Below are 26,491 nucleotides of genomic sequence, written 5' to 3' on the forward strand. Positions count from 1 at the left end.
AGCGTTTGGGTTTCAAATAACAAAAGCTATTTTTTCTTAATCTACATTATCATGTAAAAAAGAATTATTACTAGAACGTAGCTGTATCTCGTTATTCTCGTCTGTTGAAAGTGTTGTTCTAGAACGGTCATTTTCTTCTGGTAACTTATCAAGTTTCACTCCTTGTCTCAAATAAGCTGGTTGCTTTTCTATTTCATCTAACCTATGAGAACTTTTAAACTGAAAGTTGTAAGCATGCATTTTGCGCTTGCGCTCTTCTGCTCTTTGTACAAGAATTTGATTCAGTGGTAAATCTGTAGGGTCTACATCTTGATCTGTTTCTTGTTGATCAGGTAATTCTGTAGACTGCACATCCTTAGTTACCATTTTAATTTCTGGCTCTGCAACTACATTTTCTCTATTAGACTCCTTAGGTTTTGCGCTATTTAGCTTTTCTTCTACATCCATGTAATCTTCAAGAGAGTACTTTTTCACACCTTCATCAGAAAACTCAGTAACAGGAACTACATTAATAGGATCATTCACTTCAATGTCTTCTAACTCATGCTTCACTACTGGAGCATCATCTTCCTTTAATTGCGACGATAATGGCATATCAAAGTCTAAGAAAAACTGATCCTTTTCTTCTTCTTGAACTGGTTCTGTGCTAATTTCCTCTACTTCTGGCTGAACTTCTCTTATGACAAATTCTTCAGTTTTATCTAACACTTCTTCATAAACCACATTAAAATTCTCGATGAATTCAGTTGTAGGAATCAATGGATTTTCATCCACAATAGGAGAAATAGTATCTTCTGGCTCTTCATCACCTAATTCATGAACTATGATTAGAGGTTCTTCTGGCTGAGATGGTTTAACCGTTTTTATTTCTTGTTCCGCTTTCGCGAAAGCGGTGTCCTCTTCCTGCTCTTCTTCAAGATCCATGATCAGTTTGCCGGGCAACACATCGTTATTACTTTCCTTCAACACGGCAGTGGCACGTTGCTCTTCTTCAAGCGTATGTATAATACGTTTTGCCTCTGTATTAGAAATTTCATTCTGTTGTTCTGCATCAAAACCAGTTGCGATCACTGTAATGGAAATAGCATCTCCTAAAGCTTCATCTTCACCTACTCCCATGATAATATTTGCGACGCCACCAGCTTCATTCTGGATGTGCTCGTTCACTTCACCTATCTCGTCAATCGTGATTTCTTCAGTTCCAGAAACGATTAATAGTAGAACATTCTTTGCTCCAGATATTTTATTATCGTTTAATAATGGAGAGTCTAATGCTTTAAGAATTCCTTCTTGAGCACGATTAGAACCAGTAGATTGCGCACTTCCCATTATTGCGGTACCACTATTTGCAAGCACCGTTTTAGCATCGCGCAAGTCAATGTTTTGAGTGTAGTGATTTGTAATTACCTCTGCAATACCTCTTGAGGCAGTAGCAAGTACCTCATCAGCTTTTGAGAATCCAGCTTTGAAACCTAGGTTTCCATAAACGTCTCTCAATTTATTATTGTTGATAATTATCAAAGAATCCACACTCTTACGGAATTTTTCAATTCCCATTTGCGCCTGTTCATTACGTACTTTACCTTCAAAATGAAATGGTGTTGTAACAATACCTACGGTAAGAATGTCCATATCGCGAGCAATTTGTGCAATTACTGGCGCGGCTCCTGTACCTGTTCCACCACCCATTCCTGCGGTGATAAAAACCATTTTAGTATTAGAGTCTAGTAAATCCTTAACATCCTGCATACTTTCTTGTGCAGCACGTTCTCCTACTTCTGGATTTGCTCCAGCTCCAAGACCTTCTGTTAGGGTAACTCCTAGTTGGATTTTATTAGGGACTGGACTATTATCCAGCGCTTGTGAATCTGTATTACAGATTACAAAATCTACTCCTTTAATTCCTTGCTGGTACATGTGCTTGATGGCATTGCTACCACCACCACCTACACCGATGACTTTAATGACATTTGATTTATTTTTAGGTAAATCAAAAGCGATACTGTTAAATTCTTCACTCATAATAGTGCTACTTTATGGATTCAATTGTGATGTTTACATCACGGTAATTGCTTTTCTTTTTATTCTTTTTCAATGGACCTAAGCTTACTCAGCTTTGTCCAGGAATTCTTTAAACTTAGTCGCCCAAGAGTCAAAGATTCCTTTCTTTTTTATTTCTTCAGAAACAGAAGGGCGTTCCTCTTCTTCTTGCATCTCTTCTACATTTTCTTCTACTTCAGTTGCGGCAGTTTCTACTACCTCTTCCTCTACTTCTTCTTCAAACTGATCTTCAAGTCCTTTCATAACAAGTCCTACAGCGGTTGCAAACAATGGACTTGTACTTTCTGTGTCACTATCTCCTGCAAGATGTTCATTAGGATAACCTATACGGCTAGGCATTCCGGTTACATATTCTGCAAGTTGCTTGATGTGTTTTAACTGGCTTCCTCCACCAGTAAGAACAACTCCTGCAATCAGTTGTTTTTTAGGCTCATCGTGACCGTAATTCTTAATTTCAACAAAGACAGTTTCAAGTATCTCAATAACGCGAGCGTGAATGATCTTACTTAAGTTTTTAAGTGTGATTTCTTTAGGTTCACGACCTCTTAATCCTGGAATAGAAACGATCTCGTTTTCTTTATTTTCACCTGGCCACGCACTACCAAATTTTGTTTTGAGCAATTCGGCCTGTTTTTCAATTATCGAACAGCCTTCTTTAATATCTTGTGTAATAATGTTACCACCTTGAGGAATGACCGCTGTATGACGAATAATTCCATCTTTGAAAATGGCAAGATCTGTGGTTCCACCACCTATATCGATAAGAGCAACACCAGCTTCTTTTTCTTCTTGACTCAAAACAGCGTCTGCACTAGCAAGTGGTTCTAGAGTTATTTTCTTAAGATCTAAGTCGGCACTTTTTACACATCTATAGATATTACGTATAGAGGCTACCTGACCTACAACTACATGAAAATTTGCTTCTAATCTACCACCATACATTCCAACAGGTTCTTTCACATCAGACTGTCCATCGATTTTATATTCCTGTGGAAGAACGTGGATAATTTCTTCTCCTGGAAGCATTACTAATTTGAAAACCTGATTGCACAGTTTTGCAATGTCATCTTGATTGATAACTACTTCACTATCGCCTCTTGTTATATAATCACTATGCTGTAAACTTCTTATATGTTGTCCAGCTATTCCTACGGTTACTCCTTTAATCTTTATACCACTTACAGCCTCAGCCTGACTCACGGCCTGCTGGATAGAAGTAATAGTTTGAGTAATATTGTTAACTACACCTCGATGTACTCCTAAACTTTTTGATCTCCCTACACCTAGAATCTCAAGTTTGCCGTATTCATTTTTGCGACCTATCATAGCCACAATCTTAGTTGTACCTATATCAAGCCCTACTGCATATTCTTGTTGTTCCATTTTCCTACTTTTTAATTACTACTACTTGATTGTCAAATCGCAAGTCTATTGTTTTAAGCTCCTCTAGTCTTTTATCTTTTTGCATCTTGGTTATAAATGCCTGATAATTGACCATTTTATGATCAAGCTTCTCCACCTTTCCTAATTTCACTTTAAAATCAAACGCTCTCACTGACAAAGTCACCTCTTGATCTTTATCAAAATCTATTTGAGTAAAAGAAGCTTTCAAAAGCTCCTCGCTACGTATACGATTTATCAATTTGAATGTTTGATCTTGAACCTTCTCATTGAATCCATAAACTAAAGGAACATTTACAGTATGCTCTTTAGACAACGGCATGATTAAATTATCTTGATCTAGATAGGCATTTGTTCTTCCCATGATCCTAGCGATAGGCTTTCTAGGTTGCACAACAGCTTTAAGCAATCCATCTAAGGAAACAGAAACCTCTGCATCTCTGATCATTGCGTTCTCAACAAGTCGTAATTCACTCTTATTCAAATCTAAATTTTCTATGATCAGGTTCTTAACAGTATCGTTATTTTGTATCAACAATTTATTAACGTTTTTTTCTGATATCAATGGGTCACTATAATCTGTAAATGTGATGTTTACACCAGACAATGTTCTGTTCTTATATCTATGCGATGCAAAAGCATATAGACCTATGACTAAAAGAACTACGGACACTAGTTTTATAAGGTTTATAAATCTATGCATCGGCCCATTTTTGAGTTAATTTATTTATCTCTACACCTATATCACCAGCTCCCAACATTAGAACTATTCTTGCACCCATTTCTTGTATAAATTCCTCAATATCTGCTTTTTCTACTACCGTAGTTATTTCTGGAGCATGATCTAAAGCATTTATTTTTTGGCATAAAACGCTAGAGTTGATACCTTCTATAGGTAATTCTCGTGCAGGATAAATATCTAATAAACCTACTTTATCAAACTTACCTAAGGCTTGCGCAAATTCCTCCATGAAATCTCGAGTTCTAGAAAACAAATGCGGCTGAAATATGACCAGTTTTTTTTCTTCTGGATACATTTCTGTTACTGCTTGATAAACGGCTTCTATCTCTGTAGGATGATGCGCATAATCATCTATTACAACGCGTTCTTCAGTATCAATTCTATAGGTAAACCTGCGCTCGACACCTGGAAATGATGCTAGAGCCAATTTTAGTTTTTCAGGATTTGCACCATATTCTAAAGCTACTGCCATGGCAAGAAGTGCATTACTAAGGTTATGTCTTCCAGGTAATTTTAGTAAACAGTTCTCAATACTGCCTTGAGGAGTTTGCAAATCAAAATGATATGCTCCATCTACTATCACCTCATTTAACGTTTTATAATCACCAGATTCTAAACCTACTTTGATTCCATTGAGATCTAGATTTTCATTTATTAATAGTTTTTTCCCATCAAGCAAATGCGCAAAATCATGAAAGGTTTTTTCAAATGTGGCCACATCTCCATAGATATCCAGATGATCTGCATCCATGGCAGTTATTCCCGCAATGTCTGGATCAAGCTGCATGAACGAGCGGTCAAACTCGTCTGCCTCTACTACCATAACATCAGTTCCGGAGCATAGATAATTGGTGTGGTACTCTTCCAGTATACCGCCTAAAAAAGCAGTTACGTTCACATCACTTTTATAAAGTAAGTGTGCCAAAATAGCGCTAGTTGTCGTCTTACCATGCGTCCCAGCAATAGCAAGACAAGTCATTGTTCTAGAGATCTGACCTAGAAGTTGAGCACGTTTGATGGTTGTGATTCCGCTTTCGCGAAAGCGGACTAATTCTCCAAAATCTACTGGTACTGCTGGAGTATAGATGACTTGTGCATTATCTTTATTCTTGAAAGCAGCTGCAATTTTATTGTAGTCATCAGTATAATGAATATCAATGCCTTCTTCTTCTAGTTTAACCGTTAGAGCCGTTGTTATACGATCGTATCCAGCTACTTGCTTACCTTGTTGATTGAGATAACGTGCCAGCGCGCTCATACCGATACCACCGATACCGATAAAATAAAAATGCGTTATGTGTTGCAACTCTTTCATTTGAGCAACTGTTCTATCTCATTAACAATATCATTTGTGGCTTCTGGCAAGGCTAAATTTTTAATACCTGACGAAAGCTTGTCTTGTAAACTCGCATCAGGAATAAGTCCGTTCCAAATGGTCAAAAAGTTATGATCCAAATCTTGCTCTTTGATCATTAGTGCCGCATTTTTTTCTACGACCGCCAAAGCATTTTTGGTCTGATGGTCTTCTGCCACATGCGGCGACGGAATAAAAATTACAGGTTTGCCCACGATGCTTAACTCAGATATAGAACCAGCACCAGCTCGAGAAATAATAACATCTGCGGCTGCATAGGCGAGATCCATTCTATCGATAAATTTATACACACTCAAGTCATGATTTGCTTGTCGCCAGTATTCATCATAGTAAATTTTTCCACATTGCCAGATAATTTGCACTTCTTCCATTAAGTGCTCTTTATAGGTATCTATTAATTTATTGATACGTCTGGAGCCTAAAGATCCTCCTAGAACGAGAAGCACTTTTTTATCAGGATCAAGATTGAAATACTCTTGAGCTTCTTCTCTTACATTAGAAATATCCAAGAGATCTTGACGGACTGGATTACCGGTTAAAACAATTTTCTCTTTTGGGAAAAAACGATCCAAACCTGTACTCGCCACGCAAATCTTGTCCACTTTTTTGCTTAGTAATTTATTAGTGATTCCCGGATAGGAATTTTGTTCTTGAATTAAAGTAGGAACACTCATTTTATTTGCCATAAAAAGCAACGGACCACTTGCAAAACCACCGGTTCCTATTGCTATGTTTGGTTCAAAGTCTTTAATGATTTTACGGGCATCAATTAAGCTTTTAATAACTTTAAAAGGGAAAGCTAAGTTTTTGAGAGATAAACTTCTTTGTATGCCACTTATCCATAATCCCTTAATTGTATATCCAGCAGCAGGAACTTTCTCCATTTCCATGCGGTCGCTTGCTCCTACAAAAAGTATATCACAATCTGGCCACCTTCTTTTGCATTCGTTTGCAATAGAAATCGCTGGATAGATGTGTCCACCTGTTCCTCCACCTGATATGATAATTTTATATGGCTTCACTGAGTACATCTAAAGGGTTCATTTCTTCATCTTTTGTTTTTTCTTGTACTTTCTCTTCGTCTCTTTTTGCGCTTACACTTAATACGATTCCTATAGACATACAAGTCATTAATATAGAAGTTCCTCCACTACTTATAAGAGGCAAAGTTTGTCCTGTAACTGGAATCAAATTAACGGCTACTGCCATGTTAGTGAGCGCTTGAAAAATGATAGGAAAGCCTACTCCTATGACGAGTAACTGCCCAAAAACAGTTCCTGCTTTTGTTGAAATAATTATAAGTCTGAAAAGGAAAAACAGATACAACGCTAGTATGGTTAAACCTCCTATTAAACCAAACTCTTCTAAAATAATGGCGAAAATAAAATCACTTGAAGACTGCGGCAAAACATGTTTAGTAACACTTTTACCTGGTCCCACTCCAAAAGGATATCCATTTGCAATGGCAGTTTTTGCCCTTTCTACTTGATAATTTGTATCAGCATCTCCTTCACCTCCAAAAGTCTCAATACGCGACACCCATGTATCTACACGGTTAGGAAAAACGCCTGGAAATGCTTTTGCAGTTAAAACAAAAAGCGTCATCGCTATAAAACCTATACCTATAATACTCATTAAATACTTTATAGGATAGCCACCTACAAAGCAGGTCAATAATACCATTGTGAAAATGAGCACTGCAGTCGATAAATTAAAAGGTACAATAAGAACTAATATAATTCCTACTGGAAGCCATAGAGGCAGTAGCGACTGTTTGAAAGTGACCTCTTTATCTTTTATAGAAGCAAGATATTTTGCTACGTATGCCATCAACACTACAAAAGCAAACGTACTGGTCTGAAACTTCATTCCTATTACTGGAACCGTCATCCACCTACTTGCACTGGCACCACCCATAACTGTGCCTTGCATTGCAGTGTAGATCAATAAAATAACTACTACTGGAATTAGTAATACACTTAAGCCTCTAAAATATCGGTAAGGTATTTTGTGAACCGCATATAAAAGACCTAAACCTATAATAATGTGGCCAAAATGCTTCACTAAATACTTGGTTGTATTACCAGTTCCTTGCCCTATATAAGCCAAGTTTGCACTCGCACTATAAACAGGCAAGAAAGAAAACACCAGTAATATAATTACAAGCGCCCATAAAAAGGTATCACCAGATATGTAGTTCTTAATCTTCAAATTATAGTCCTCTTACTGCGTTTTTAAATTGGCGACCTCTATCCTCATAATTTTGAAATAAATCAAAGCTTGCACAAGCTGGACTCAAAAGAACATTGTCTCCGGCAGTCGCTAGTTTGTAGGCAACACGTACAGCATCTTCCATGTTACTGGTTTCAACCATTTGCTCCACACAATTGCCAAAAGCTTCAACTATCTTAGAATTATCTGTTCCTAGACAGACTATTGCTTTCACCTTGCGGTTGACAAGACTATACAAGTCTTTGTAGTTATTCCCTTTATCAACGCCTCCTACTATCCATACAGTAGGCTGCTCCATACTGTCTAGCGCGTAATATGTCGCGTTAACATTAGTAGCTTTTGAATCATTGATGTATTGAACTTTGTTGATTTTAAGGACATTTTCTAAACGGTGCTCTACTCCTTCAAAAGAAGTAAGGCTTTGTCTTATAGTTTCCTTTCTTATTTGCAAAAGTTTTGCAGTGGTAGAAGCAGCCATTGCATTTGCAGTGTTGTGCTTTCCTTTAATAGGTAATTGCTCTGTAGGCATAGTAAATAATGAGTTATGGGTGTTAATGTGGATTTGGTTATTAAGTAAATAAGCACCTTTTTCTAGCTCGTTTTCCATTGAAAAAGGAATGAGTTGTGCTTTAATGTTAGCGTTTTTAATAGCTTCTGTTATGGCTGGATCGTCTGTATTATAGATTAGAAAGTCGTTCTCATCTTGATTCATAGTGATACGCATTTTACTCGCTATATAATTTTCAAACTTGTAATCGTATCTATCCAGATGGTCTGGTGTAATGTTTAATAAAATAGCAATGTGAGGTTTAAAAGTGCTGATTCCATCCAGTTGAAAACTGCTCACTTCAAGTAATCTATATGTAGACTTCCCTTCATAAACTTGTTGCGCAAAACTTTTTCCTATGTTACCGCCAGTAGTGTGCTCTAGATTTGCCACATTAAAAATGTGATCGATAAGACTAGTGACAGTGGTCTTACCATTTGCTCCTGTTACTGCGATGATCTTCTCATCAGTAAATCGAGCAGCAAACTCAATTTCAGAAATCACTTCAATCCCTTCAGATTTTACTTTTAGAATCATTGGTGCATGATCTGGTATTCCAGGGCTTTTTACGATCAGGTTTGCGGTTAGGATCATTTCTATGGAATGTCCTCCAGATTCATATGGGATAGACTGTTCTTGTAACGCTTTCGCGAAAGCGGAACCCAAAGTACCACCATCACTCAAGAAAACATCATATCCCTTTTGAGCACCCAGCAACGCAGCGCCTGTACCGCTTATCCCGCCACCGAGAACAACCAGTTTTTTAATATCTGTATGTTGCTGATCTACTGTCATTATCGTACTTTGAGAGTTACAACACTTATAATTGCAAGTAAGATTCCTACGATCCAAAACCGCACAACAATCTTACTCTCATGAATGCCTAATTTTTGATAATGATGGTGTAATGGAGACATGAGAAAAATTCTACGACCTTCACCATGTTTCTTTTTAGTGTATTTAAACCAACTTACTTGCATCATTACCGATAGGTTTTCCATCAAAAACACACCACAAAGAATAGGGATAAGTAATTCTTTTCTAGTTGCAATAGCTAGTACAGCGATAATTCCACCTATGGTAAGACTTCCTGTATCTCCCATGAATACTTGAGCGGGAAATGTGTTGTACCATAAAAAACCTACTAATGCACCAGCAAAAGCAGTAATGAAAACTACCATCTCACCAGAATTAGGGATGTACATGACATTGAGGTAATCTGAGAAAATGATATTACCAGAAATCCAAGCAAATAATGCCAATGTGATGACGACTATAACACTTGTTCCAGCAGCTAGTCCATCGATTCCATCGGTTAAATTTGCGCCGTTAGAAACTGCTGTGACGATGATAATCACGATAGGGATAAATACCAACCAAGCCCAATCTGCAAGGCTAGGATCGATCCAACTGATGAAACTTGAGTAGTCCAGCTCATTATCCTTTACAAAAGGAATCGTAGTTTTCGTAGATTTTATGGCTGGGCCAAATTCTACCGTATCATTTTGAGCAACTATTTCTAAGTCAATAGTAGGGCTTACTACTTCTTCTTTAATGGTAATCCCATCGTGAAAAAACATAATTCCACCAATAATCGCCCCTAATCCTACCTGGCCTATAACTTTGAATACACCTTTTAATCCACCTTTATCTTTCTTAAAAATTTTAATATAATCGTCTGTAAAACCTATCAAACCCATCCAAATGGTTGTGATAAATAGCATTACGACATAGATATTATCGATCTGGCATAATAGCAATGCAGGAATCAAAGTCGCTAAAATGATGATAATACCTCCCATGGTAGGCGTACCAGCTTTTTGAGCCTGTCCTTTAAGACCTAAATCTCTAACCGTTTCACCTACTTGCTGATTTTGCAAAAAGACGATAATACGTTTACCGTATATAGTAGAAAAAGCTAATGCAAATACAAAAGCAATTGCCGCTCTAAAAGTCAAGAATCCAAAAAGTGATGCTCCTGGCATATTGAACTCTTCTTCTAAGTATTTGAATAGGTAGTATAACATGTTATTTTTGGAGTTGGTTTAAAAAATCTGCTATGATGGTACGGTCGTTAAAATCAGATCTCACGCCATTAATTTCTTGATACGTCTCATGGCCTTTACCAGCAATGAGAATGATATCATTTTTATCGGCCATCTTTGCAGCAGCTTTTATAGCTTGTCTTCTATCTAGGATTGTTATCGTTTTTTTAAAGTCTTGAGGCTGCACACCTTTTTCCATATCGTCTAAAATCTTCTGAGGATCTTCTGTACGTGGATTATCACTAGTAAAAATGACTTGGTCACTTAATGCAGCTGCGATATGAGCCATTTTAGGCCTTTTTGTATTATCTCGATCTCCACCACAACCTACAACCGTAATGACTTTTTCATTTCTGGTGCGAATAGAATTTATGGTTTCTAGTACATTCTTTAATGCGTCAGGAGTATGAGCGTAATCAACGATTGCCGTGATTTTATTTTCTACGGTAGTGAAGTATTGAAACCTTCCTGAAACACCTTGTAACTGAGAGATTACTTCCAGCACTTCGATTTCATCTAGTCCTAATTCAATAGCACAGGCATAAATTGCTAATACATTATACGCGTTAAACTGCCCTACCATTTTAGACCAAACCTCATGCTCGTTGATTTTCAGTAGCAAACCACCAAATTGATTCTCTATAATCTGTGCTCGATAGTCTGTATAGGTTTTAAGTGCGTATCCTAATTTTCTTGCTTTGGTATTTTGAAGCATTACAGCTCCATTTTTATCATCTAGGTTTGTTAAAACAAATGCATGTTTAGGCATGTCATCAAAAAACCGTTTCTTCACATTTCTATACTCTGCAAATGAATTGTGGTAATCTAAATGATCGTGAGATAGGTTTGTGAAAATACCACCTGCAAACTCTAATCCTGTCACTCTTTCTTGGGCAATACCATGACTACTCACTTCCATGAAACAATAATCTACTCCTATTGAAACCATATCAGCAAGGTGTTTATTGATAGTCAATGGATCTGGAGTGGTATGCTTCGTAGCGACTACCTTTTCATTGATTAAAATTTCTACAGTAGAAATTAAACCTGCTTTAAATCCAGATTTTTTAAAAAGCTGATATAATAAAGAAGTTGTAGTAGTTTTACCGTTTGTACCTGTTACACCTACAAGCTTGAGTTGTTTAGAAGGATTATCGTAAAAATTAGCCGCCATTAAAGCCAGTGCATTGTGTGCGTTACTAACCTTAACATAAGTCACTGATTCCTCTTGATAATCTGGCAACTCTTCTAAAATTATAGCGGTTGCGCCTTGAGAAACTGCCTTTTCTATATATTCATGTCCATCAACAGCTGTTCCTTTAAGCGCAACAAAAGCATCTCCTTTTTCAATGGCTCTAGAATCAAATTGAATTTGATTTATAGCAACATCTGTAGCTCCAATGACAATGTCTAGGCTTACCTTGTATAATATGTCTTTAAGAATCATCATGATAATGTCAATATGACTTTTTGAGCTGGTGCCAGCTCTGTTCCTACTTTTAAATTTTGAGCAACCACTTTACCTGAACCTTTTAGGATGACCGTACCACCTAGGTTTTCAATCAGTGCAATGGCATCCATGGCTTCCATACCTATAAGACTGGGCAACTTCTTTGAATTAGTTTCTGCTTGCTTATGAGTTTTCTCTAAATAGCGATCTTTTGATTTTGCTATCTCTACAGGAACCATTTGCTTTACTTCCACCTCATCTATTAATGGGTTATTTGTATAAATTTTTTGAGCGATAGTTTTGAAAACTGGTCCTGCTACTATATTCCCATAATATCCTTTTTTAACATTAGGTCTATGAATTACAACAATGCAACTGTACTTAGGAGTATCTGCAGGAAAGTAGCCAGCAAAAGAAGCGATATAATTACCTGGCTTGATCCAGTATTCTGCTTGACACGTACCAGTTTTACCAGCCATAGAAAAATTCTCACTATAAAGATTATCTGCAGTACCACGTTTAACAACGTTTTCCATCATCACTTTTACCTTATCGACGGTACTTTGAGAGCATATTGCTGGATTGATTATTTCTCTATCAAATTCTTCAATTAATCGATCTTTAGATTTGACTTTTTTAATAAGTCTTGGTTTTACCATGACACCATTATTTGCAATAGCATTATAGAAAGTTAAAGTTTGTAAAGGTGTTAATTGTACTCCATAACCGAAGCCCATCCACGGTAAGGAAAGACCACTCCAATTATTATCATCAGGATGAGGAATTAGAGGTCTTCCTTCTCCTTTGATAGGCAAATCTAATTTGTCATTAAGATTCATACTGTACAACCTATCCACATAATCCTCTGGATTAGATTTGTAATTGTTTTGAATCATTTGAACAAGTGCAGTATTGGAGGACACTTCAAAAGCTTTTGCAACGCTTATTTTACCATAGCCACCATATTTAGAATCTCTCACGTTTCTGCCATAGTAGGAAATCTTACCGTTTTTTGTATCAAAAACAGTGCTTGTATCTACCACTTTATCTTCCAGCGCAGCAACGACACTCATCAATTTAAAGGTGGAACCTGGCTCGTGCGATTCCCAGACAGCATAATTGCGTTTTTCAAAATACTTTCCACTTTTTCCTCGACCTAGATTAGACAGTGCTTTTATCTCTCCAGTCGCCACTTCCATAACCACGGCTGTCCCATGATCTGCCTCGTAATATTCTAATTGTTCTAGTAATGCATGATGAGCAACATCCTGCATATTCACATCTATAGTGGTATACACATCGTAGCCATCGTTAGGATTTACTTGATTCTCGCTATTAATAGGTTTCCACTGATTTTTACCTATTTTTTGTTCCAGACGCACTCCATCACTGCCTCTCAAGTAAGGTGCAAACGCTCCTTCTAGTCCTACTGGAGCACTTCCATTACGATCATAACCGACTATTCTTTCAGCCATTTTACCTAATGGGTGTTCTCTCACTACTCTTCTTTCTACGATCAAACCACCACGATAAGGACCTTTATTAAATAAAGGAAATTCTCTTATTTCTTTATAATCGCCGTAATTAAGATTTTTTGCAATCAACATATAACGGTTGCGATTGCTGTGCGCTTTACGTAGTTTTTGTAAAAAATAATCCTTGGATTTAGAAAACTTCGTTGCTAACGCCTCGGCAAGTGGAGCGATGCTATCATTAAAATCCTTAAGAGATGGCGCTAGCGCGTCAAAACGAATGTCATATTTACTTATAGAGGTAGCTAGTAACTGACCGTTTGCATCATACAAATTACCTCTCGTTGATGGAATCGTATCATTTCTAAAAACACTGTGCTCTGCTTTTGCTCTATAAGAATCGCCTTCCACAAACTGGATATTGATAATTTGTACCACAACAAGCAAGGCTACCACAAAGAATAGTGCTCCCACGAGGTACATCTTATTCAGTATATTTTTACTAGTTGTTGCCATTTACATCTTTTACGATTACTATTTTTTGTGGCGGATTCTTAGCCGGAGCAATTCCTTTATTTTCTATTCTTTTTGCAACAGTAGACTCCATTTGCATAAACATCAGTCGCCTTTCCAGATCTGTGTACTCGCTGTGCAATTCAGTTACTTTTTCATTTAGAGCTGCTAGTTTATGCACTTTACGCTCATAACTATGACCTGTGTAAATCATGATGATGGCTAGAAAAGCAGCAAACAAGATGAAGCGCCAATTTTTAAAAGCGTCCTCACTGGTTAAAAAGCTACCCTTTAATATGTCATAAACTTTGGAAGCCATTTATTCTCGTTCAATTTTTTCTGCAATACGTAACTTGGCACTTCTTGCTCTATTATTTACTTTAATTTCTTCTGGAGAAGGTATTATGAGCTTCCCTACTTTTTTAAATGGAACGCTAGACCTACCGAAAACATCCTTCTCTGGCTCACCTTCAAAAAGCCCATTTCTCATAAACCTTTTCACTGGTCTATCTTCTAGGGAGTGATAAGAAATGACACTCAATCTTCCTCCTACTTTCAATACTTCTTCTGACTGTCTTAAAAAATCATACAGTACTTCCATCTCTTTGTTCACTTCAATACGTATCGCTTGGAAAACTTGAGCCATAATCTTGTGATGTATGCGTTCTGGAACTAGAGGTTCACAAATTTCTTTGAGCTGAGCAACCGTATTAATTTCATCATCTTGTCGAGCCGCAACAATCTTTCTAGCTAGTTTAGGAGCAATACGCAGTTCTCCATATTCTTTAAAAATGCGCACTAAATCTTCTTCTTCATATTGGTTTACCACCACAACAGCATCAAGATCTTGTTCTTGATTCATGCGCATATCAAGTCTTGCGTCAAATCTGGTAGAAAATCCTCTAGAGGCTTCATCAAATTGATGTGAGCTCACTCCTAGATCTGCCAGTATTCCATCTACTTCTTTGACACCGTAAAGCCTTAAAAACCTCTTCATGTAACCAAAGTTTTGATTGATCAACGTGAAACGCTCATCATCAATAGCATTCTCTAATGCGTCTACATCTTGATCAAAGGCAAACAATTTACCTTCTGGACCTAGTCGAGAAAGTATTTCTCGAGAATGCCCACCACCGCCAAAGGTGACATCTACATAAATGCCAGACGGATGGATATTTAATCCATCTACCGTTTCTTTTAAGAGAACCGGATTATGATAAGAGATCGGTTGTGTCATTTCCCATTACTTCTTCAGCGAGATCTGCAAAGTCATCTAGCGAGTCATCAATAGCCGCTTCATACTTTTCTTTATCCCATATTTCTAAAATGTTCACCGCACTAGATACGGTAACTTCTTTGGTTATTCCTGCAATGGTAATGAGGTCTTTAGGAATGAGTAATCGCCCATTTGCATCTACCTCAACAGTTTTTACTCCAGCTGTAAAACGACGTATAAAAGCATTGTGCTTTCTATTAAAACGGTTCAAGCCGTTTAACTTTTCCATCATTTTATTCCATTCTTTCATAGGATAGAGTTCTAAACATGGCTGAAATACAGCTCGTTTTAAAACAAAACCTTCCTGCATGACCGGCGACAATTGCTTTTTTAAAGCAACTGGCATCATGAAACGCCCTTTGGCGTCGGCCTTACACTCGTATGTTCCTATGAAATTGATCATGTATCAACAGCTGTTTTTGCTATCTCAATCAAAAATATGAAAATTAACTCCACTTTTTACCACAATTTACCACTTTGTTGATAAAACCACCCATTTCTGAATAACTACCATAGTTATTAACAATTTGAAAATTAGAATCAAGAAGTGGTTTTTATGTGATCTCGCTTTCGCGAAAGCGAAACTAAAACCATCATCAATTTTATTTCTAAACTTTACGACTAGAAAATCATGTAATAAACTCTATCTAAGCTTGATTCAAAACAACTATATTTGCGGCTTAGAATTACTTTATGACGCACGATCTCATCAAAGAAGGCAAATTTGAATATTATACTAGTGGTGAAGGAACTCCTATCATAATCCTACATGGATTGATGGGTGGCTTAAGTAATTTTGAAGGAGTTATAAATTATTTCCCGCCTAAGGGTTATCAAATTGCCGTTCCTATTTTACCGCTTTATACCACGCCTTTGATAAAGACGAGTGTAGGAACTTTTGCTAAACACATCAATGCATTTATTGAGCATAAAGGATGGAAAGAAGTGATACTTCTAGGTAATTCTCTCGGTGGCCACATCGGTCTTGTAACCACAAAGCTTTTTCCTAAAAAAATAAAAGCTCTTATAATCACAGGTAGTTCTGGATTATATGAAAGTGCTATGGGCGCTAGTTACCCTAAAAAAGGAGACTACGAGTATATTAAAGAAAAAAGCCAGGATGTATTTTATGATCCAGCAGTTGCTACTAAAGAGATTGTCGATGAAGTTTTTGCCGTAGTAAATGACCGTAATAAACTTCTTAAAACTCTTGCCATCGCAAAAAGCGCCATAAGACATAACATGGCCAAAGATCTTCCTAAAATGAATACGCCTACTTGTATCATTTGGGGAAAGCAAGACAATGTTACTCCACCTAATGTGGCAGAGGAGTTTCATGAAAAGTTACCAGACAGTGACCTTTTCTGGATTGATAAATGTGGTCATGCTGCTATGATGGAGCATCCAGATGAATTCAATGAAATTTTAAACGGCTGGCTTCAAAAGCGCGGATTATAAAATAGATTAGATCAGAGCACTTTCTATACATATCTCTGATAGTACAAAACTTCTAGTCGTAGACTAAACAGTATCTTTGCCTTATGAAAATTACTAGTGCAGAATTTATAATGTCTAACCAAGATGTTAAGAAATGTCCTAATTCTGGTATTCCAGAATATGCATTTATAGGCAGATCTAATGTAGGGAAATCTTCATTGATCAACATGCTGACTAATCATAAGAGCCTTGCCAAAACCTCTGGTAGACCTGGGAAAACACAATTAATCAATCATTTTTTAATAAATAAATCTTGGCATCTTGTTGATTTACCTGGATACGGTTATGCTCGAGTTTCAAAAACTAGCAAAGCAAAGTTTCAAAAATTCATCACGAAGTATTTTGAACAACGCAAGCAATTAATTTCTGGTTTTGTACTCGTTGATGTACGTCACGATCCTCAACCTATAGATGTTGAGTTTATGGAGTGGCTAGGTGAGAGCGGTATTCCTTTTAGTATTGTTTTTACCAAAGCAGACAAACTAAAGCCTAAAGCTCTAGAAAGGAATGTAGAGGCTTATAAAAAATTTATGACTGACGGAATGTGGGAAGAAATGCCTCCCTATTTTATAACTAGCTCTAGTGATAAAACTGGAAGAGAAGAACTTCTAACATATATCGAGGACATCAACGAATCGCTGAAATAGTAGTTGCACTTAAAACTACATACAATGCGTCATTTTCTTTTTACTATTGTCTCAAAACGACAGTTAATTGAATTATTGCGCAGACTGAGGCTTCAAACTAAAAAACTGGTCTGTCGTTAACGGTGTTTCTGCGTATTTCTCTTAGCATCTCTTCTATCCCATTAACTTTCATATCATAAACAGATTGCATGTAGTTCCCTAATTTACCTTCAGGAAATCCTTGACGCCTGAACCAAACATAATACGCCTCGGGCAGTTCACTTAAAAACCTACCCTTATGAGCACCAAATGGCATTTTATACCACGCCATTTCTATCAACAATTTATGATCAAAAAGTGGTTCTTGCATTTGTTAGGTGATTAGGTGATTAGGTGATTAGGTGATTAGGTGATTAGGTGATTAGGTGATTAGGTGAAATTGGAAATTTAATCTTACTACAAAGGATCGCACATACTAATTGTTTAAAAAAGTTCTGTCTCTTATTTACTTTGATTTTAATGAGTTCAAAATAGATTAAAATTACAATAATAATAATTGAAACGCATCAAAATTATATTCAAAACAACTCTATTATTCATCTAGATTTGGCTGCGTTTAAATTATCAATAGTAAGCATTTATTTTATTGTAAGATTCGTTTTCATGGAAGTTCAAAAAAAATATTTGCAAGTAGTGCAAACAATCTTAATTCTTGCAGTTTTACTCTATTCAACGTTTTCAACCGCACAAGATCTCCAGGAACCAGCATACCCAGAGTTTAGTGAATACAAGAAATGGGGTTATCATCTAGGTTTAATGACTTATGAGGCTACTAAAAATGTAAACCCAACTGGACCTTATGTGTTAGATCAGGAGGCTCAAAATGGTTTTAGTGTAGGTTTTACTAAACTACTGCGAGCAGAATATAGTGTTTCTTATAAAATAGGGATTTACTATCAGTCCACACCAGTTTATAAGACGACCTTGTTATTAAGAAATGAAGATGCATTTTTTCAACCTCAACGACCAGATCTCTATAGAGTATCCAGATTTAATTTTCATGTGCCACTACTTATTCAGTTTAAAAAACAACTGGACACAAGAATATATTTTAATATAGAAAGTGGAGTGATGCTAGCGTTGATTCCACCTGGTAGCGCTGATTCAAGACTAGGCACTTCTGTAACCTCTCCCGAAGACAATAGAGTAGTTTTTGGTATTAGAGCAGAAAATATCACACAATCATGGATTTTACCTAACCTTATTATTTCTCCTGGTATTTATTACATGACCGAGCCTGCCTTATATCAATTAAACTTTATTTATCAAAATTCTTTAATTAGATATTATGAAGGACAATATGTAGTAGATAATCTCGCCGTGTCAGAAAGATCAGAAAGTGACACTACCCTAAGTGGTGATTATATAGGGATAAGTTTTAACATTCATTTACGTAAGAAAAGAAAATAGTGTATTAACTAATGCAGGTTAGATTTTAAAATATATGAAAGGTGTGTTCCTAGTATTTGCAGTTTTGCTCTATTCAACGTTTTCAACCGCACAAGATCTCAAGGAGCCAGCGTACCCAGAATTTAGTGAATACAAGAAATGGGGCTATCACTTAGGATTTATGACTTACGACGCTACTAAAAATGTTAACCCAACTGGACCTTATGTGTTAGATCATGAGGCTCAAAATGGTTTTAGTGTAGGTTTTACTAAACTACTGCGAGCAGAATATGCTATTTCTTATAAAGTTGGTATTTACTATCAGTCTACACCTGTTTACAAAACTAGTTTACTTTTCGATAGTGACGATACCTTTTTCCAACCACCCTTAAGAAATGACTACAGAGTTTCAAGATTTAATTTCCATGTGCCACTCCTTATTCAATTCAAAAAACAACTGGACACAAGAATATATTTTAATATAGAAAGTGGATTAATGTTTGCGTTAATTCCACCTGGTAGTGCTGATTCCACCTCTATTAGATTTGTAACTTCACTAGAAGATAAAAGAGAGGTTTTTGGAATAAGAGCAGAAAATATCACCCAATCTTGGATTTTACCTAACCTCATTATATCTCCTGGACTTTATTATATGACCGAGCCAGCTTTATATCAATTAAACTTTATTTATCAAAATTCTTTAATTAGATACTATGAAGGACAATATGTAGTAGATAACCTCGCCGTGTCAGAAAGATCAGAAAGTGACACTACCCTAAGTGGCGATTATATAGGGATAAGTTTTAACATTCACTTACGTAAGAAAAGAAAATAGCGTATTTACTAATGCAGGTTAGATTTTAAAATATATGAAAGGTTTGTTCCTAGTAATTGCAGTTCTGCTCTATTCAACGTTTTCAACCGCACAAGATCTCCAGGAACCAGCATACCCAGAGTTTAGTGAATACAAGAAATGGGGTTATCATCTAGGTTTAATGACTTATGAGGCTACTAAAAATGTAAACCCAACTGGACCTTATGTGTTAGATCATGAGGCTCAAAATGGTTTTAGTGTAGGTTTTACAAAACTACTGCGAGCAGAATATAGTGTTTCTTACAAAATAGGGATTTACTATCAGTCCACACCAGTTTATAAGACAACTTTGTTATTAAGAAATGAAGATGCATTTTTTCAACCTCAGAGAAGAGATCTTTATAGGGTTTCTAGATTTAATTTTCATGTGCCGTTACTTATTCAGTTTAAAAAACAGCTAGACACAAGATTATATTTTAATATAGAAAGTGGATTAATGCTTGCGTTAATTCAACCTGGTAGTGCAGATTCCTTAGTATTGACTCCTGTTACATCATTAGAAGATAAAAGAGTAGTTTTCGGTATAAGAGCAGAAAATATCACACAATCATGGATTTTACCTAACCTTATTATTTCTCTTGGTATTTATTATATGACCGAGCCTGCCTTATATCAATTAAACTTTATTTATCAAAATTCTTTAATTAGATACTATGAAGGAAAATATGTAGTAGATAATCTCGCCGTGTCAGAAAGATCAGAAAGTGACACTACCCTAAGTGGTGATTATATAGGTATAAGTTTTAACATTCATTTACGTAAGAAAAACCGTTAATAATTAGATTCAAAATAACATCCTAATCTTTTAAAAAATAACAATTTTTAGAAGCAAGGTAAATAAATCCGACTGAGACTGAGACTGAGACTGAGACTGAGACTGAGACTGAGACTGAGACTATAAAACTACTCCTTTTACTTGAGATGTAATTTCTCTGCAAAATAATCACAGAAGTCTAGCATTGTATCGCGCATCTTATCGTCATTAGTCGCACGGTGATAAGTATCTGCCATGGAGACTAGTGTCTGGTGAAAAAACACACGCATCTCATCTACTGGCATATCTTTAGTCCATAGATCTATACGGAAAGCTTCCTTCTCAGCACTATTCCACATAGAAACCATCATGGCTTTTGCTTCGGCAGCGTCTACTCCACCATCTGGCGCACTCCATCTTATGTGCTCTGGAACTCGATTTTCATCTAGTTCAATTCCTATTTTTATAGTGGATCTTATTTTTTTATCTGACATTACTGTAAAGGTTTGTATTTAGAACGTTCAAAAATATCTTCGGCATTCAATTGTATCATGGTTTCTATATCAACTTCATTATTCTCCATGAATGATTTTACCATTCTATAGCCTATGTAGCGACCTACGCCACCAGGAGTTTGTTGATCTACTTCGAGGTAGAATTTGGAAAAAGGAGCTGGAAGTATAAAACGGGATAGCAGCTTAGAATCTGTCTTATAGATCAATTCGTTATCTACAAAATAGCGCCACATTTGAGACTCGTTTTCAACTGTAAAATTATATTTCTCTGGAGTAAAACTGAATCGTTGATCACCTGTTGTATGAGGAGCAAAAAGCTCTTGTAAATAATGTAACTTCCCGTGATAAATCATATTACCCAGCAAACTGCGATCAAAACTAGGTTCCACAAACAATCTTGAGTAAGCTAGAGCAACATCTGCAGGTAGTTGTTCTCGATTTAAATTTTCTCTTTGATATTTGTTGATTCCTAGATAAAGTTCATGATCGTCACCTAAATAAGTATCTATAGAAACTATTAATTGGTTTTCAATAGGTATCACTTTCTGTCTGTAATTCACCTCAGAAAGGACTGTAACTATGGGCGTAGGTTCAAAATCAGGAAAATAATACACCACGTGTTTCATTACGTTTTCAATATCTTCCTCTATACGACCGTAATCAAATTGAGCATCTTGCACTGCTTTCTCCAAAACGTTATAAATGGTGTCTTTACCGCTTAATTTAGAAATCCAGATGCTATCTGCCGTACGTTGTGGAAAAAACATCGGATATTCTTCCTTTAACCTTGGTAAATCTTGAGCTTCTGAATTAGAGAACTCTTCATGAAATTTACGCAGCTCCACATCTATAGGTATCGCTTTTATCTCAGACTCTAATTGCGATGCCGTATTGCATGATAGTAACGCTTTCGCGAAAGCGAGAACAAAAAACATTCTAAATATCTTAACTTTCATATAGTTATAACTCGCTATAAATTGTTTTATTTTTAGACTTGCAAAAATACGATTATGAAAGTAGATAAAGTAGCAGATCATATTGTAAAATGGTTAAAAGAATATGCTGAGAAGGCTGGAGTTAAAGGATATGTTGTAGGCGTAAGTGGTGGTATTGATAGCGCAGTTACATCTACTTTATGTGCGATGACAGGTCTTGAAGTATTATGTGTGGAAATGCCTATCCACCAGCACCATGACCATGTGACAAGAGCTCAAGAGCATATCAAGCAACTTAAAGAACGATTTGATAACGTAAAAGATGTGCGTAGTGATCTCAGTCCTGTTTTTGATACTTTTAAAGAAAATATGCCCGATATTGAAAGTAATGCACAAGTAGAACTAACTTTAGGAAACACCAGAGCGAGGCTTAGAATGACCACATTATATTATCATGGAGGTGTAAATGGTCTTCTAGTTGCTGGAACAGGAAATAAAGTGGAAGATTTTGGCGTAGGATTTTACACAAAATATGGCGACGGCGGCGTAGATGTAAGCCCTATAGCAGATTTATTAAAAAGCGAAGTTTATAAAATAGGTAGTCATTTGAAAGTTCCATCTAGCATCATGAAGGCAGCTCCTAGCGATGGACTATACGGAGCTGAAAGAACTGATGAGCAACAGATAGGCGCATCCTATGACGAGCTTGAAAATGCCATGAGTCAGGTTGAAAATAAAGTCTCTATGAATGATCTCTCTACAAGGGAAAAAGAAGTGCTTAAAATATACTTAAGCTACAACAGAAGAAATCAACACAAGATGAATCCTATACCTGTGTGCGAAATCCCAAACAGTTTAAGGTAAATAAGTCTTATAATACTCTGTTTTGTAATACTATACTCACAGTAAATTTTGTAAGGAATTATTTTTAAGTAATTATATTTGATTCCCTAGATATAACAAAATGAACATTTTAGTAGCAGATCATCATCCCGTTTTCCGAAGAGGGCTCAAATGCATGATGAAAGAAGACAAGGAATACAATTTTAAAGGTAAAATTGATGATGGCTCACAGCTCGTCACCTCTATTACAAACCTTAAACCAGACATCCTTATTTTAGAAGTTGATTTGCCTAATTCTAATGGTATAGGATCTTTAAGAGAAATACGAACAAATTTTCCCGACCTAAAAATTCTTGTTGTTAGTTGTCATCCTGAAGAAATTTATGCTGTAAGCGCTTTAAAAGCTGGAGCAAATGGATATATTTCAAAAACAAGGCCAGTTAAGGAAGTAAAGAAAGCACTTAAAAGTATTCACAACGGTGAAACCTTTCTCTCTGACAATATTAAAGAGCAATTAGAAAGTAAGTCCTCTAATAAAATTTTAAAGTTTAAAAAGTTATCTACTAGAGAAATAGAGGTACTTAACCTATTATCCCGAGGCAAACGCAATAAAGAAATCGCTAGACATTTAAGTATTAATGAAAAAACGGTGAGCACTTATAAGACAAGACTATTAAAGAAGCTTAAAGTTGACAATATTGCCGATTTGATTCATCAATCTCGTTTACTTCAAATAGCTAGTTAAATAAGAATCTGCTTAGTCCGTCTGAAGGGATTACCGTACTATTTTTATCATCAAGCTTTCTTCTAAGTGTATTGTAGTCCTTCACTTGTTGAAGAGCTTCGGTATTATCTTTATCAGGAGAACTATTTAAAATAATTTTATTAATTTTTTCTACGAGATCAAAAATTAACGACTGTCTTAAATGTCTCAATACTTGACTTGTATATTCAGAAACTGTCTGGTTTTTTTGTTTTGGAAAAATTTTATTACGCTCCCAATCGTGAAGCTGATATTTCTCATCAGACATAGTAATATCTGCAATGACATTTGCGTATTCACCGTCAAAAGCCGTTAATATTAACTGTGTATCTAATTTTTGTTCTAGAAGAAGGACGTCAATTATTTTAGAATAAATAATTTGAAAATCTGGGTTCGCAAATTTAATTTCATCTGCTTGTAAATCCATCCAGATTTTTTCATAAACGCGGTGCTTTTCTTTTTTTGTAAAATATTCTACATCTTGCTCACTATCATCTCTAATGTACTCTTCTTCAAAAAACTCGTCCTCACCACCATAAAGTAACAAGATCGCTATGATAGACCGCTCTAGAAGCGCTCTCCTATCCACTTTAAGGGCAGTTACGGGCGTCTCTACTTTAGATAAGGTTTGCTTAGACTGTTCTCTAACTTGTTTTTTCTTTTCCTCATTTAGAGACGCATTACGCACTTGAGCCAGTGTTGAGAATAGTACGTCTTCACCTATTTCTAAAATAGCGGCGCTTTCCCTCACATATATCTCTCTCGAGATGTCGTCTGGTATCTTTGCAATACTATTGACGATGTCTCTTATCATTCCAGCCTTTTTGATAGGATCGCCAGCTGCTTCCTCTTTCAATAAGTTGGATTTGAAAGAAATAAAGTCTTTAGCGTTTTGAGTTAAGAAATCTGTTATTTCTGATTGTGTATGAGACTTTGCAAAAGAATCTGGATCTTCACCATCTGGAAATGTGCATACTCTTACATTCATTCCTGCCTCTAGTATCAAGTCTGTACCTCTTATGGCTGCTCGCATACCAGCAGCATCACCATCATACAAAACGGTAATGTTTTTGGTTAATCTTTGAATCAACCGTATTTGCTGGCTCGTTAAAGCTGTTCCTGAACTAGAAACCACATTCTTTACACCTGCTTGATGTAATTGAATCACATCTGTATAGCCTTCTACGAGATAGCAAAGATCTTCTTTGGCAATAGACTGCTTTGCTTCATAAATTCCATAAAGAACCTTTGATTTATCGTAGATCTCACTTTGAGGTGAGTTCAAATACTTCGCAGCTTTTTTGTCATTAGTAAGAATCCTTCCCCCAAAACCTAATACTCTACCTGAAAGACTGCGTATAGGAAACATGACACGTCCTTTAAAACGATCAAACTTACGCTCTTCCTTTACAATAGACAGTCCCGTTTTATCAAGAAAATCTAGCTGATATCCAGCCTTAATAGCAGCATCAGTAAAAGCACTCCATTGATCAGGATTATAACCCAATTGAAAATATTCTATAGTCTCATCAGAGAAACCACGTTCTTTAAAATAACTGTATCCTATAGCTCTACCTTCCTCTGTTTTTAATTGCTTCTGAAACCACTCTGCTGCATATTTAGAAACAAGAAACATAGATTCTTTTGCATCTTGCTCTAGTTTTTGTTCATCTGTTTGCTGCGTCTCTTCTACTTCGATATTATACTTTTTGGCAAGCCATTTAATTGCTTCAGGAAACGTAAAGTGCTCGTGCTCCATAATAAAGGTTACCGCATTGCCACCTTTTCCACTGCTGAAATCTTTCCAGATTTGCTTTACTGGAGAAACCATGAAACTAGGAGTACGTTCCTCAGAGAATGGACTCAGGCCTTTAAAATTAGATCCAGATTTTTTCAACTGTACAAAGTCACCTATCACTTCCTCTACTCGAGCAGCGTCAAATACGGCATCTACAGTTGTTCTTGAAATCATTGTTGAAAAGCGATTATTTTATAAGTGATAATTCTTAGTAAATATAAATAGGAAAATCATGTTAATCACACCAGCCTTTAAACTAGTGAAGGACAATTAAGTATTTTAGGTACCACCTATTTAAATATTTGAGCACGGTCATTTAACAGTACTTACCTCATAACCTTCTTATGGGAACAAAATTAAGCAAACACGACGCTTTATCACTACTTGAGATTTAAAAATTGAAGTATAGAAAGTTTAATTATTGTACTTTAAAACTTAGCCCTTTCAGCTATTTTAATCCACACAAACATACTTTTCAATCATATAACCAGTAATAGGCTTTAAAGTTTTACCAGTTTCAGGATGCAAACCTAAGTTTGTAAACAGTTCTAACTCTTTATTTTTATTCTTCCCGTACCAAAATCGAGGACTTCCATCATCATTAAAGAAAGTAGTATCACAAGTAACTTCTACTTTTTTGAAGGATGAGATTCTGTCTTCTTTGTAAAGTTTTAATTGGTTTACTCCATATTTCTTAGCGTCAAAATCTACTTCAACATAATGATCTTCTTGCCAGATCATCCAGCGCTGTCTATGCGTATAATTATAGAGTAATAAAGATAGTATACCAATGGCAACTGCTACAGTTACAACCTTAACAACTGGAGCGATTTTAACCACTTTTTTAGTGGATGATGGTTTTGTTTCAGCACTTTTTGAGGTCATTTTTTTAGTAAAGTCTTGATAGTTATCGTATCCCAAATAATTACATAAACCTTCTATTACTGGGATTTGTTTGATGCTTATATCTTCATCTTCATTCGACAATTTGAGAGCTTCATTTCTATAAATTCTCAAACTTTTTTCTCCTAATACAGTGTCTCCTTTCTGTCCTAGATAATCTGATAATTCAGTAGCCTTTTGTGTTAACGATGGGTTTTTAACTCCTGTTTTCTTTATTTCTTGTTCCGCTTTCGCGAAAGCGTGCACCACTAAAATTTTATTCATAAGACTGATATACAGATTAATAAGACATGGAAACTAGTTGGAAATAAAATTCCAGATACTTTCCAAATCATTTCCAGTTCTTTTCCAGTAATCCAAAACCAATACGCTTTCATTTGTACAAGAATTGATTACCGCCTTACTCGTAATAGGGCTTAC

General features: G+C 36.1%; 25 protein-coding genes. 7 read left to right on the top strand and 18 right to left on the bottom strand.

Going from position 1 to position 26,491, the window contains the following annotated elements; all coding sequences use genetic code 11:
- Positions 1-36 precede the first annotated feature (36 nt).
- The 13 genes from ftsZ to mraZ all read right to left on the bottom strand — a co-directional run bounded on the left by ftsZ (position 37) and on the right by mraZ (position 15,517).
- Positions 37-2,022, bottom strand: coding sequence for a cell division protein FtsZ (gene ftsZ / locus DDD_RS03745; protein ID WP_015361418.1), 1,986 nt, complete (start codon positions 2,020-2,022; stop codon positions 37-39).
- Positions 2,023-2,106: 84 nt separating this feature from the next.
- Positions 2,107-3,444, bottom strand: coding sequence for a cell division protein FtsA (gene ftsA / locus DDD_RS03750; RefSeq protein ID WP_015361419.1), 1,338 nt, complete (start codon positions 3,442-3,444; stop codon positions 2,107-2,109).
- Positions 3,445-3,448: 4 nt separating this feature from the next.
- On the bottom strand, positions 3,449-4,165 hold the full coding sequence (locus DDD_RS03755) for a cell division protein FtsQ/DivIB (RefSeq protein ID WP_083892370.1): 717 nt from the start codon (positions 4,163-4,165) through the stop codon (positions 3,449-3,451).
- Positions 4,158-5,519, bottom strand: coding sequence for a UDP-N-acetylmuramate--L-alanine ligase (murC, locus tag DDD_RS03760; protein ID WP_015361421.1), 1,362 nt, complete (start codon positions 5,517-5,519; stop codon positions 4,158-4,160). Before murC ends, DDD_RS03755 begins: the two co-directional genes overlap by 8 nt.
- The gene (gene murG / locus DDD_RS03765) at positions 5,516-6,610 is read right to left on the bottom strand and encodes an undecaprenyldiphospho-muramoylpentapeptide beta-N-acetylglucosaminyltransferase (protein WP_015361422.1); all 1,095 of its coding nucleotides are present in this window, start codon (positions 6,608-6,610) and stop codon (positions 5,516-5,518) included. Before murG ends, murC begins: the two co-directional genes overlap by 4 nt.
- Positions 6,588-7,790 (bottom strand): FtsW/RodA/SpoVE family cell cycle protein, encoded by a 1,203-nt coding sequence (locus DDD_RS03770; RefSeq protein WP_015361423.1) that lies wholly within the window; start codon positions 7,788-7,790, stop codon positions 6,588-6,590. The genes murG and DDD_RS03770 overlap by 23 nt, the downstream gene beginning before the upstream one ends.
- A gap of 1 nt (position 7,791) precedes the next feature.
- Positions 7,792-9,153, bottom strand: a complete 1,362-nt coding sequence (gene murD / locus DDD_RS03775) for a UDP-N-acetylmuramoyl-L-alanine--D-glutamate ligase (RefSeq protein WP_015361424.1) — start codon at positions 9,151-9,153, stop codon at positions 7,792-7,794.
- Positions 9,153-10,385 carry a phospho-N-acetylmuramoyl-pentapeptide-transferase gene (gene mraY / locus DDD_RS03780; RefSeq protein ID WP_015361425.1) on the bottom strand — a complete coding sequence of 411 codons (1,233 nt, stop codon included), beginning with the start codon at positions 10,383-10,385 and terminating at the stop codon, positions 9,153-9,155. The genes murD and mraY overlap by 1 nt, the downstream gene beginning before the upstream one ends.
- A 1-nt stretch (position 10,386) precedes the next feature.
- The gene (locus tag DDD_RS03785) at positions 10,387-11,853 is read right to left on the bottom strand and encodes a UDP-N-acetylmuramoyl-L-alanyl-D-glutamate--2,6-diaminopimelate ligase (RefSeq protein WP_041566910.1); all 1,467 of its coding nucleotides are present in this window, start codon (positions 11,851-11,853) and stop codon (positions 10,387-10,389) included.
- On the bottom strand, positions 11,850-13,841 hold the full coding sequence (locus DDD_RS03790) for a penicillin-binding protein (protein ID WP_041566911.1): 1,992 nt from the start codon (positions 13,839-13,841) through the stop codon (positions 11,850-11,852). Before DDD_RS03790 ends, DDD_RS03785 begins: the two co-directional genes overlap by 4 nt.
- Positions 13,828-14,157 carry an FtsL-like putative cell division protein gene (locus DDD_RS03795; protein WP_041566912.1) on the bottom strand — a complete coding sequence of 110 codons (330 nt, stop codon included), beginning with the start codon at positions 14,155-14,157 and terminating at the stop codon, positions 13,828-13,830. The genes DDD_RS03790 and DDD_RS03795 overlap by 14 nt, the downstream gene beginning before the upstream one ends.
- Complete coding sequence (rsmH, locus tag DDD_RS03800; protein WP_015361429.1) at positions 14,158-15,075, bottom strand: 16S rRNA (cytosine(1402)-N(4))-methyltransferase RsmH; 918 nt, start codon at positions 15,073-15,075, stop codon at positions 14,158-14,160.
- Positions 15,050-15,517 carry a division/cell wall cluster transcriptional repressor MraZ gene (gene mraZ / locus DDD_RS03805; RefSeq protein WP_015361430.1) on the bottom strand — a complete coding sequence of 156 codons (468 nt, stop codon included), beginning with the start codon at positions 15,515-15,517 and terminating at the stop codon, positions 15,050-15,052. The genes rsmH and mraZ overlap by 26 nt, the downstream gene beginning before the upstream one ends.
- A 290-nt stretch (positions 15,518-15,807) precedes the next feature.
- Between mraZ and DDD_RS03810 the strand changes: the two genes are divergently transcribed.
- Both DDD_RS03810 and yihA read left to right on the top strand, forming a co-directional pair.
- A complete protein-coding gene (locus tag DDD_RS03810) occupies positions 15,808-16,572 on the top strand; it encodes an alpha/beta fold hydrolase (protein WP_015361432.1) in 765 nt (254 codons plus the stop codon).
- An 83-nt stretch (positions 16,573-16,655) separates the two neighbouring features.
- Positions 16,656-17,258 carry a ribosome biogenesis GTP-binding protein YihA/YsxC gene (gene yihA / locus DDD_RS03815; RefSeq protein ID WP_015361433.1) on the top strand — a complete coding sequence of 201 codons (603 nt, stop codon included), beginning with the start codon at positions 16,656-16,658 and terminating at the stop codon, positions 17,256-17,258.
- A 97-nt stretch (positions 17,259-17,355) separates the two neighbouring features.
- Here yihA and DDD_RS03820 read toward each other — a convergent pair whose 3' ends face one another.
- Positions 17,356-17,607, bottom strand: a complete 252-nt coding sequence (locus DDD_RS03820; RefSeq protein ID WP_015361434.1) for a DUF3820 family protein — start codon at positions 17,605-17,607, stop codon at positions 17,356-17,358.
- A gap of 293 nt (positions 17,608-17,900) precedes the next feature.
- Between DDD_RS03820 and DDD_RS03825 the strand changes: the two genes are divergently transcribed.
- Genes DDD_RS03825 through DDD_RS03835 form a run of 3 tightly spaced genes read left to right on the top strand, consistent with a single transcriptional unit; the run spans position 17,901 to position 20,335 of the window.
- Positions 17,901-18,707 (top strand): hypothetical protein, encoded by an 807-nt coding sequence (locus DDD_RS03825; protein WP_015361435.1) that lies wholly within the window; start codon positions 17,901-17,903, stop codon positions 18,705-18,707.
- Positions 18,708-18,741: 34 nt separating this feature from the next.
- Positions 18,742-19,521: a hypothetical protein gene (locus DDD_RS03830; RefSeq protein WP_015361436.1), complete on the top strand. Its 780-nt coding sequence runs from the start codon at positions 18,742-18,744 to the stop codon at positions 19,519-19,521.
- 34 nt (positions 19,522-19,555) lie between these two features.
- Entirely contained in the window at positions 19,556-20,335 is a 780-nt protein-coding gene (locus DDD_RS03835) for a hypothetical protein (RefSeq protein WP_015361437.1), read from the top strand.
- Between the two features lie 137 nt (positions 20,336-20,472).
- On the opposite strand, the gene gldC is transcribed toward DDD_RS03835, so the two are convergent.
- Both gldC and gldB read right to left on the bottom strand, forming a co-directional pair.
- Positions 20,473-20,808 carry a gliding motility protein GldC gene (gene gldC / locus DDD_RS03840; protein WP_015361438.1) on the bottom strand — a complete coding sequence of 112 codons (336 nt, stop codon included), beginning with the start codon at positions 20,806-20,808 and terminating at the stop codon, positions 20,473-20,475.
- On the bottom strand, positions 20,808-21,785 hold the full coding sequence (gldB, locus tag DDD_RS03845; protein WP_111474671.1) for a gliding motility lipoprotein GldB: 978 nt from the start codon (positions 21,783-21,785) through the stop codon (positions 20,808-20,810). Before gldB ends, gldC begins: the two co-directional genes overlap by 1 nt.
- A 54-nt stretch (positions 21,786-21,839) precedes the next feature.
- Between gldB and nadE the strand changes: the two genes are divergently transcribed.
- Entirely contained in the window at positions 21,840-22,628 is a 789-nt protein-coding gene (gene nadE / locus DDD_RS03850) for an NAD(+) synthase (RefSeq protein WP_015361440.1), read from the top strand.
- 100 nt (positions 22,629-22,728) lie between these two features.
- Positions 22,729-23,352 (top strand): response regulator, encoded by a 624-nt coding sequence (locus DDD_RS03855; RefSeq protein ID WP_041566913.1) that lies wholly within the window; start codon positions 22,729-22,731, stop codon positions 23,350-23,352.
- Here the strand turns inward: DDD_RS03855 and dnaG are convergent.
- The gene (gene dnaG, locus DDD_RS03860; protein WP_015361442.1) at positions 23,345-25,342 is read right to left on the bottom strand and encodes a DNA primase; all 1,998 of its coding nucleotides are present in this window, start codon (positions 25,340-25,342) and stop codon (positions 23,345-23,347) included. The genes DDD_RS03855 and dnaG overlap by 8 nt on opposite strands.
- 279 nt (positions 25,343-25,621) lie before the next feature.
- Positions 25,622-26,335: a hypothetical protein gene (locus DDD_RS03865; RefSeq protein ID WP_015361443.1), complete on the bottom strand. Its 714-nt coding sequence runs from the start codon at positions 26,333-26,335 to the stop codon at positions 25,622-25,624.
- Between the last annotated feature and the right edge of the window lie 156 nt (positions 26,336-26,491).

This window comes from Nonlabens dokdonensis DSW-6, assembly GCF_000332115.1.
In the GTDB taxonomy this organism is placed as follows: domain Bacteria; phylum Bacteroidota; class Bacteroidia; order Flavobacteriales; family Flavobacteriaceae; genus Nonlabens; species Nonlabens dokdonensis.

What these genes read in the sequence shown, in the direction of transcription:
- DDD_RS03865 (WP_015361443.1), bottom strand. Translation starts at nt 26,335, where the DNA reads ATGAATAAAATTTTAGTGGTGCACGCTTTCGCGAAAGCGGAACAAGAA.
- rsmH (WP_015361429.1), bottom strand. Translation starts at nt 15,075, where the DNA reads ATGACACAACCGATCTCTTATCATAATCCGGTTCTCTTAAAAGAAACG.
- DDD_RS03825 (WP_015361435.1), top strand. Translation starts at nt 17,901, where the DNA reads ATGGAAGTTCAAAAAAAATATTTGCAAGTAGTGCAAACAATCTTAATT.
- DDD_RS03835 (WP_015361437.1), top strand. Translation starts at nt 19,556, where the DNA reads ATGAAAGGTTTGTTCCTAGTAATTGCAGTTCTGCTCTATTCAACGTTT.
- DDD_RS03830 (WP_015361436.1), top strand. Translation starts at nt 18,742, where the DNA reads ATGAAAGGTGTGTTCCTAGTATTTGCAGTTTTGCTCTATTCAACGTTT.
- ftsA (WP_015361419.1), bottom strand. Translation starts at nt 3,444, where the DNA reads ATGGAACAACAAGAATATGCAGTAGGGCTTGATATAGGTACAACTAAG.
- mraZ (WP_015361430.1), bottom strand. Translation starts at nt 15,517, where the DNA reads ATGATCAATTTCATAGGAACATACGAGTGTAAGGCCGACGCCAAAGGG.
- DDD_RS03785 (WP_041566910.1), bottom strand. Translation starts at nt 11,853, where the DNA reads ATGATGATTCTTAAAGACATATTATACAAGGTAAGCCTAGACATTGTC.
- murD (WP_015361424.1), bottom strand. Translation starts at nt 9,153, where the DNA reads ATGACAGTAGATCAGCAACATACAGATATTAAAAAACTGGTTGTTCTC.
- gldC (WP_015361438.1), bottom strand. Translation starts at nt 20,808, where the DNA reads ATGTCAGATAAAAAAATAAGATCCACTATAAAAATAGGAATTGAACTA.
- yihA (WP_015361433.1), top strand. Translation starts at nt 16,656, where the DNA reads ATGAAAATTACTAGTGCAGAATTTATAATGTCTAACCAAGATGTTAAG.
- DDD_RS03855 (WP_041566913.1), top strand. Translation starts at nt 22,729, where the DNA reads ATGAACATTTTAGTAGCAGATCATCATCCCGTTTTCCGAAGAGGGCTC.
- murC (WP_015361421.1), bottom strand. Translation starts at nt 5,519, where the DNA reads ATGAAAGAGTTGCAACACATAACGCATTTTTATTTTATCGGTATCGGT.
- dnaG (WP_015361442.1), bottom strand. Translation starts at nt 25,342, where the DNA reads ATGATTTCAAGAACAACTGTAGATGCCGTATTTGACGCTGCTCGAGTA.
- gldB (WP_111474671.1), bottom strand. Translation starts at nt 21,785, where the DNA reads ATGAAAGTTAAGATATTTAGAATGTTTTTTGTTCTCGCTTTCGCGAAA.
- DDD_RS03755 (WP_083892370.1), bottom strand. Translation starts at nt 4,165, where the DNA reads ATGCATAGATTTATAAACCTTATAAAACTAGTGTCCGTAGTTCTTTTA.
- murG (WP_015361422.1), bottom strand. Translation starts at nt 6,610, where the DNA reads ATGTACTCAGTGAAGCCATATAAAATTATCATATCAGGTGGAGGAACA.
- DDD_RS03795 (WP_041566912.1), bottom strand. Translation starts at nt 14,157, where the DNA reads ATGGCTTCCAAAGTTTATGACATATTAAAGGGTAGCTTTTTAACCAGT.
- ftsZ (WP_015361418.1), bottom strand. Translation starts at nt 2,022, where the DNA reads ATGAGTGAAGAATTTAACAGTATCGCTTTTGATTTACCTAAAAATAAA.
- nadE (WP_015361440.1), top strand. Translation starts at nt 21,840, where the DNA reads ATGAAAGTAGATAAAGTAGCAGATCATATTGTAAAATGGTTAAAAGAA.
- mraY (WP_015361425.1), bottom strand. Translation starts at nt 10,385, where the DNA reads ATGTTATACTACCTATTCAAATACTTAGAAGAAGAGTTCAATATGCCA.
- DDD_RS03820 (WP_015361434.1), bottom strand. Translation starts at nt 17,607, where the DNA reads ATGCAAGAACCACTTTTTGATCATAAATTGTTGATAGAAATGGCGTGG.
- DDD_RS03810 (WP_015361432.1), top strand. Translation starts at nt 15,808, where the DNA reads ATGACGCACGATCTCATCAAAGAAGGCAAATTTGAATATTATACTAGT.
- DDD_RS03790 (WP_041566911.1), bottom strand. Translation starts at nt 13,841, where the DNA reads ATGGCAACAACTAGTAAAAATATACTGAATAAGATGTACCTCGTGGGA.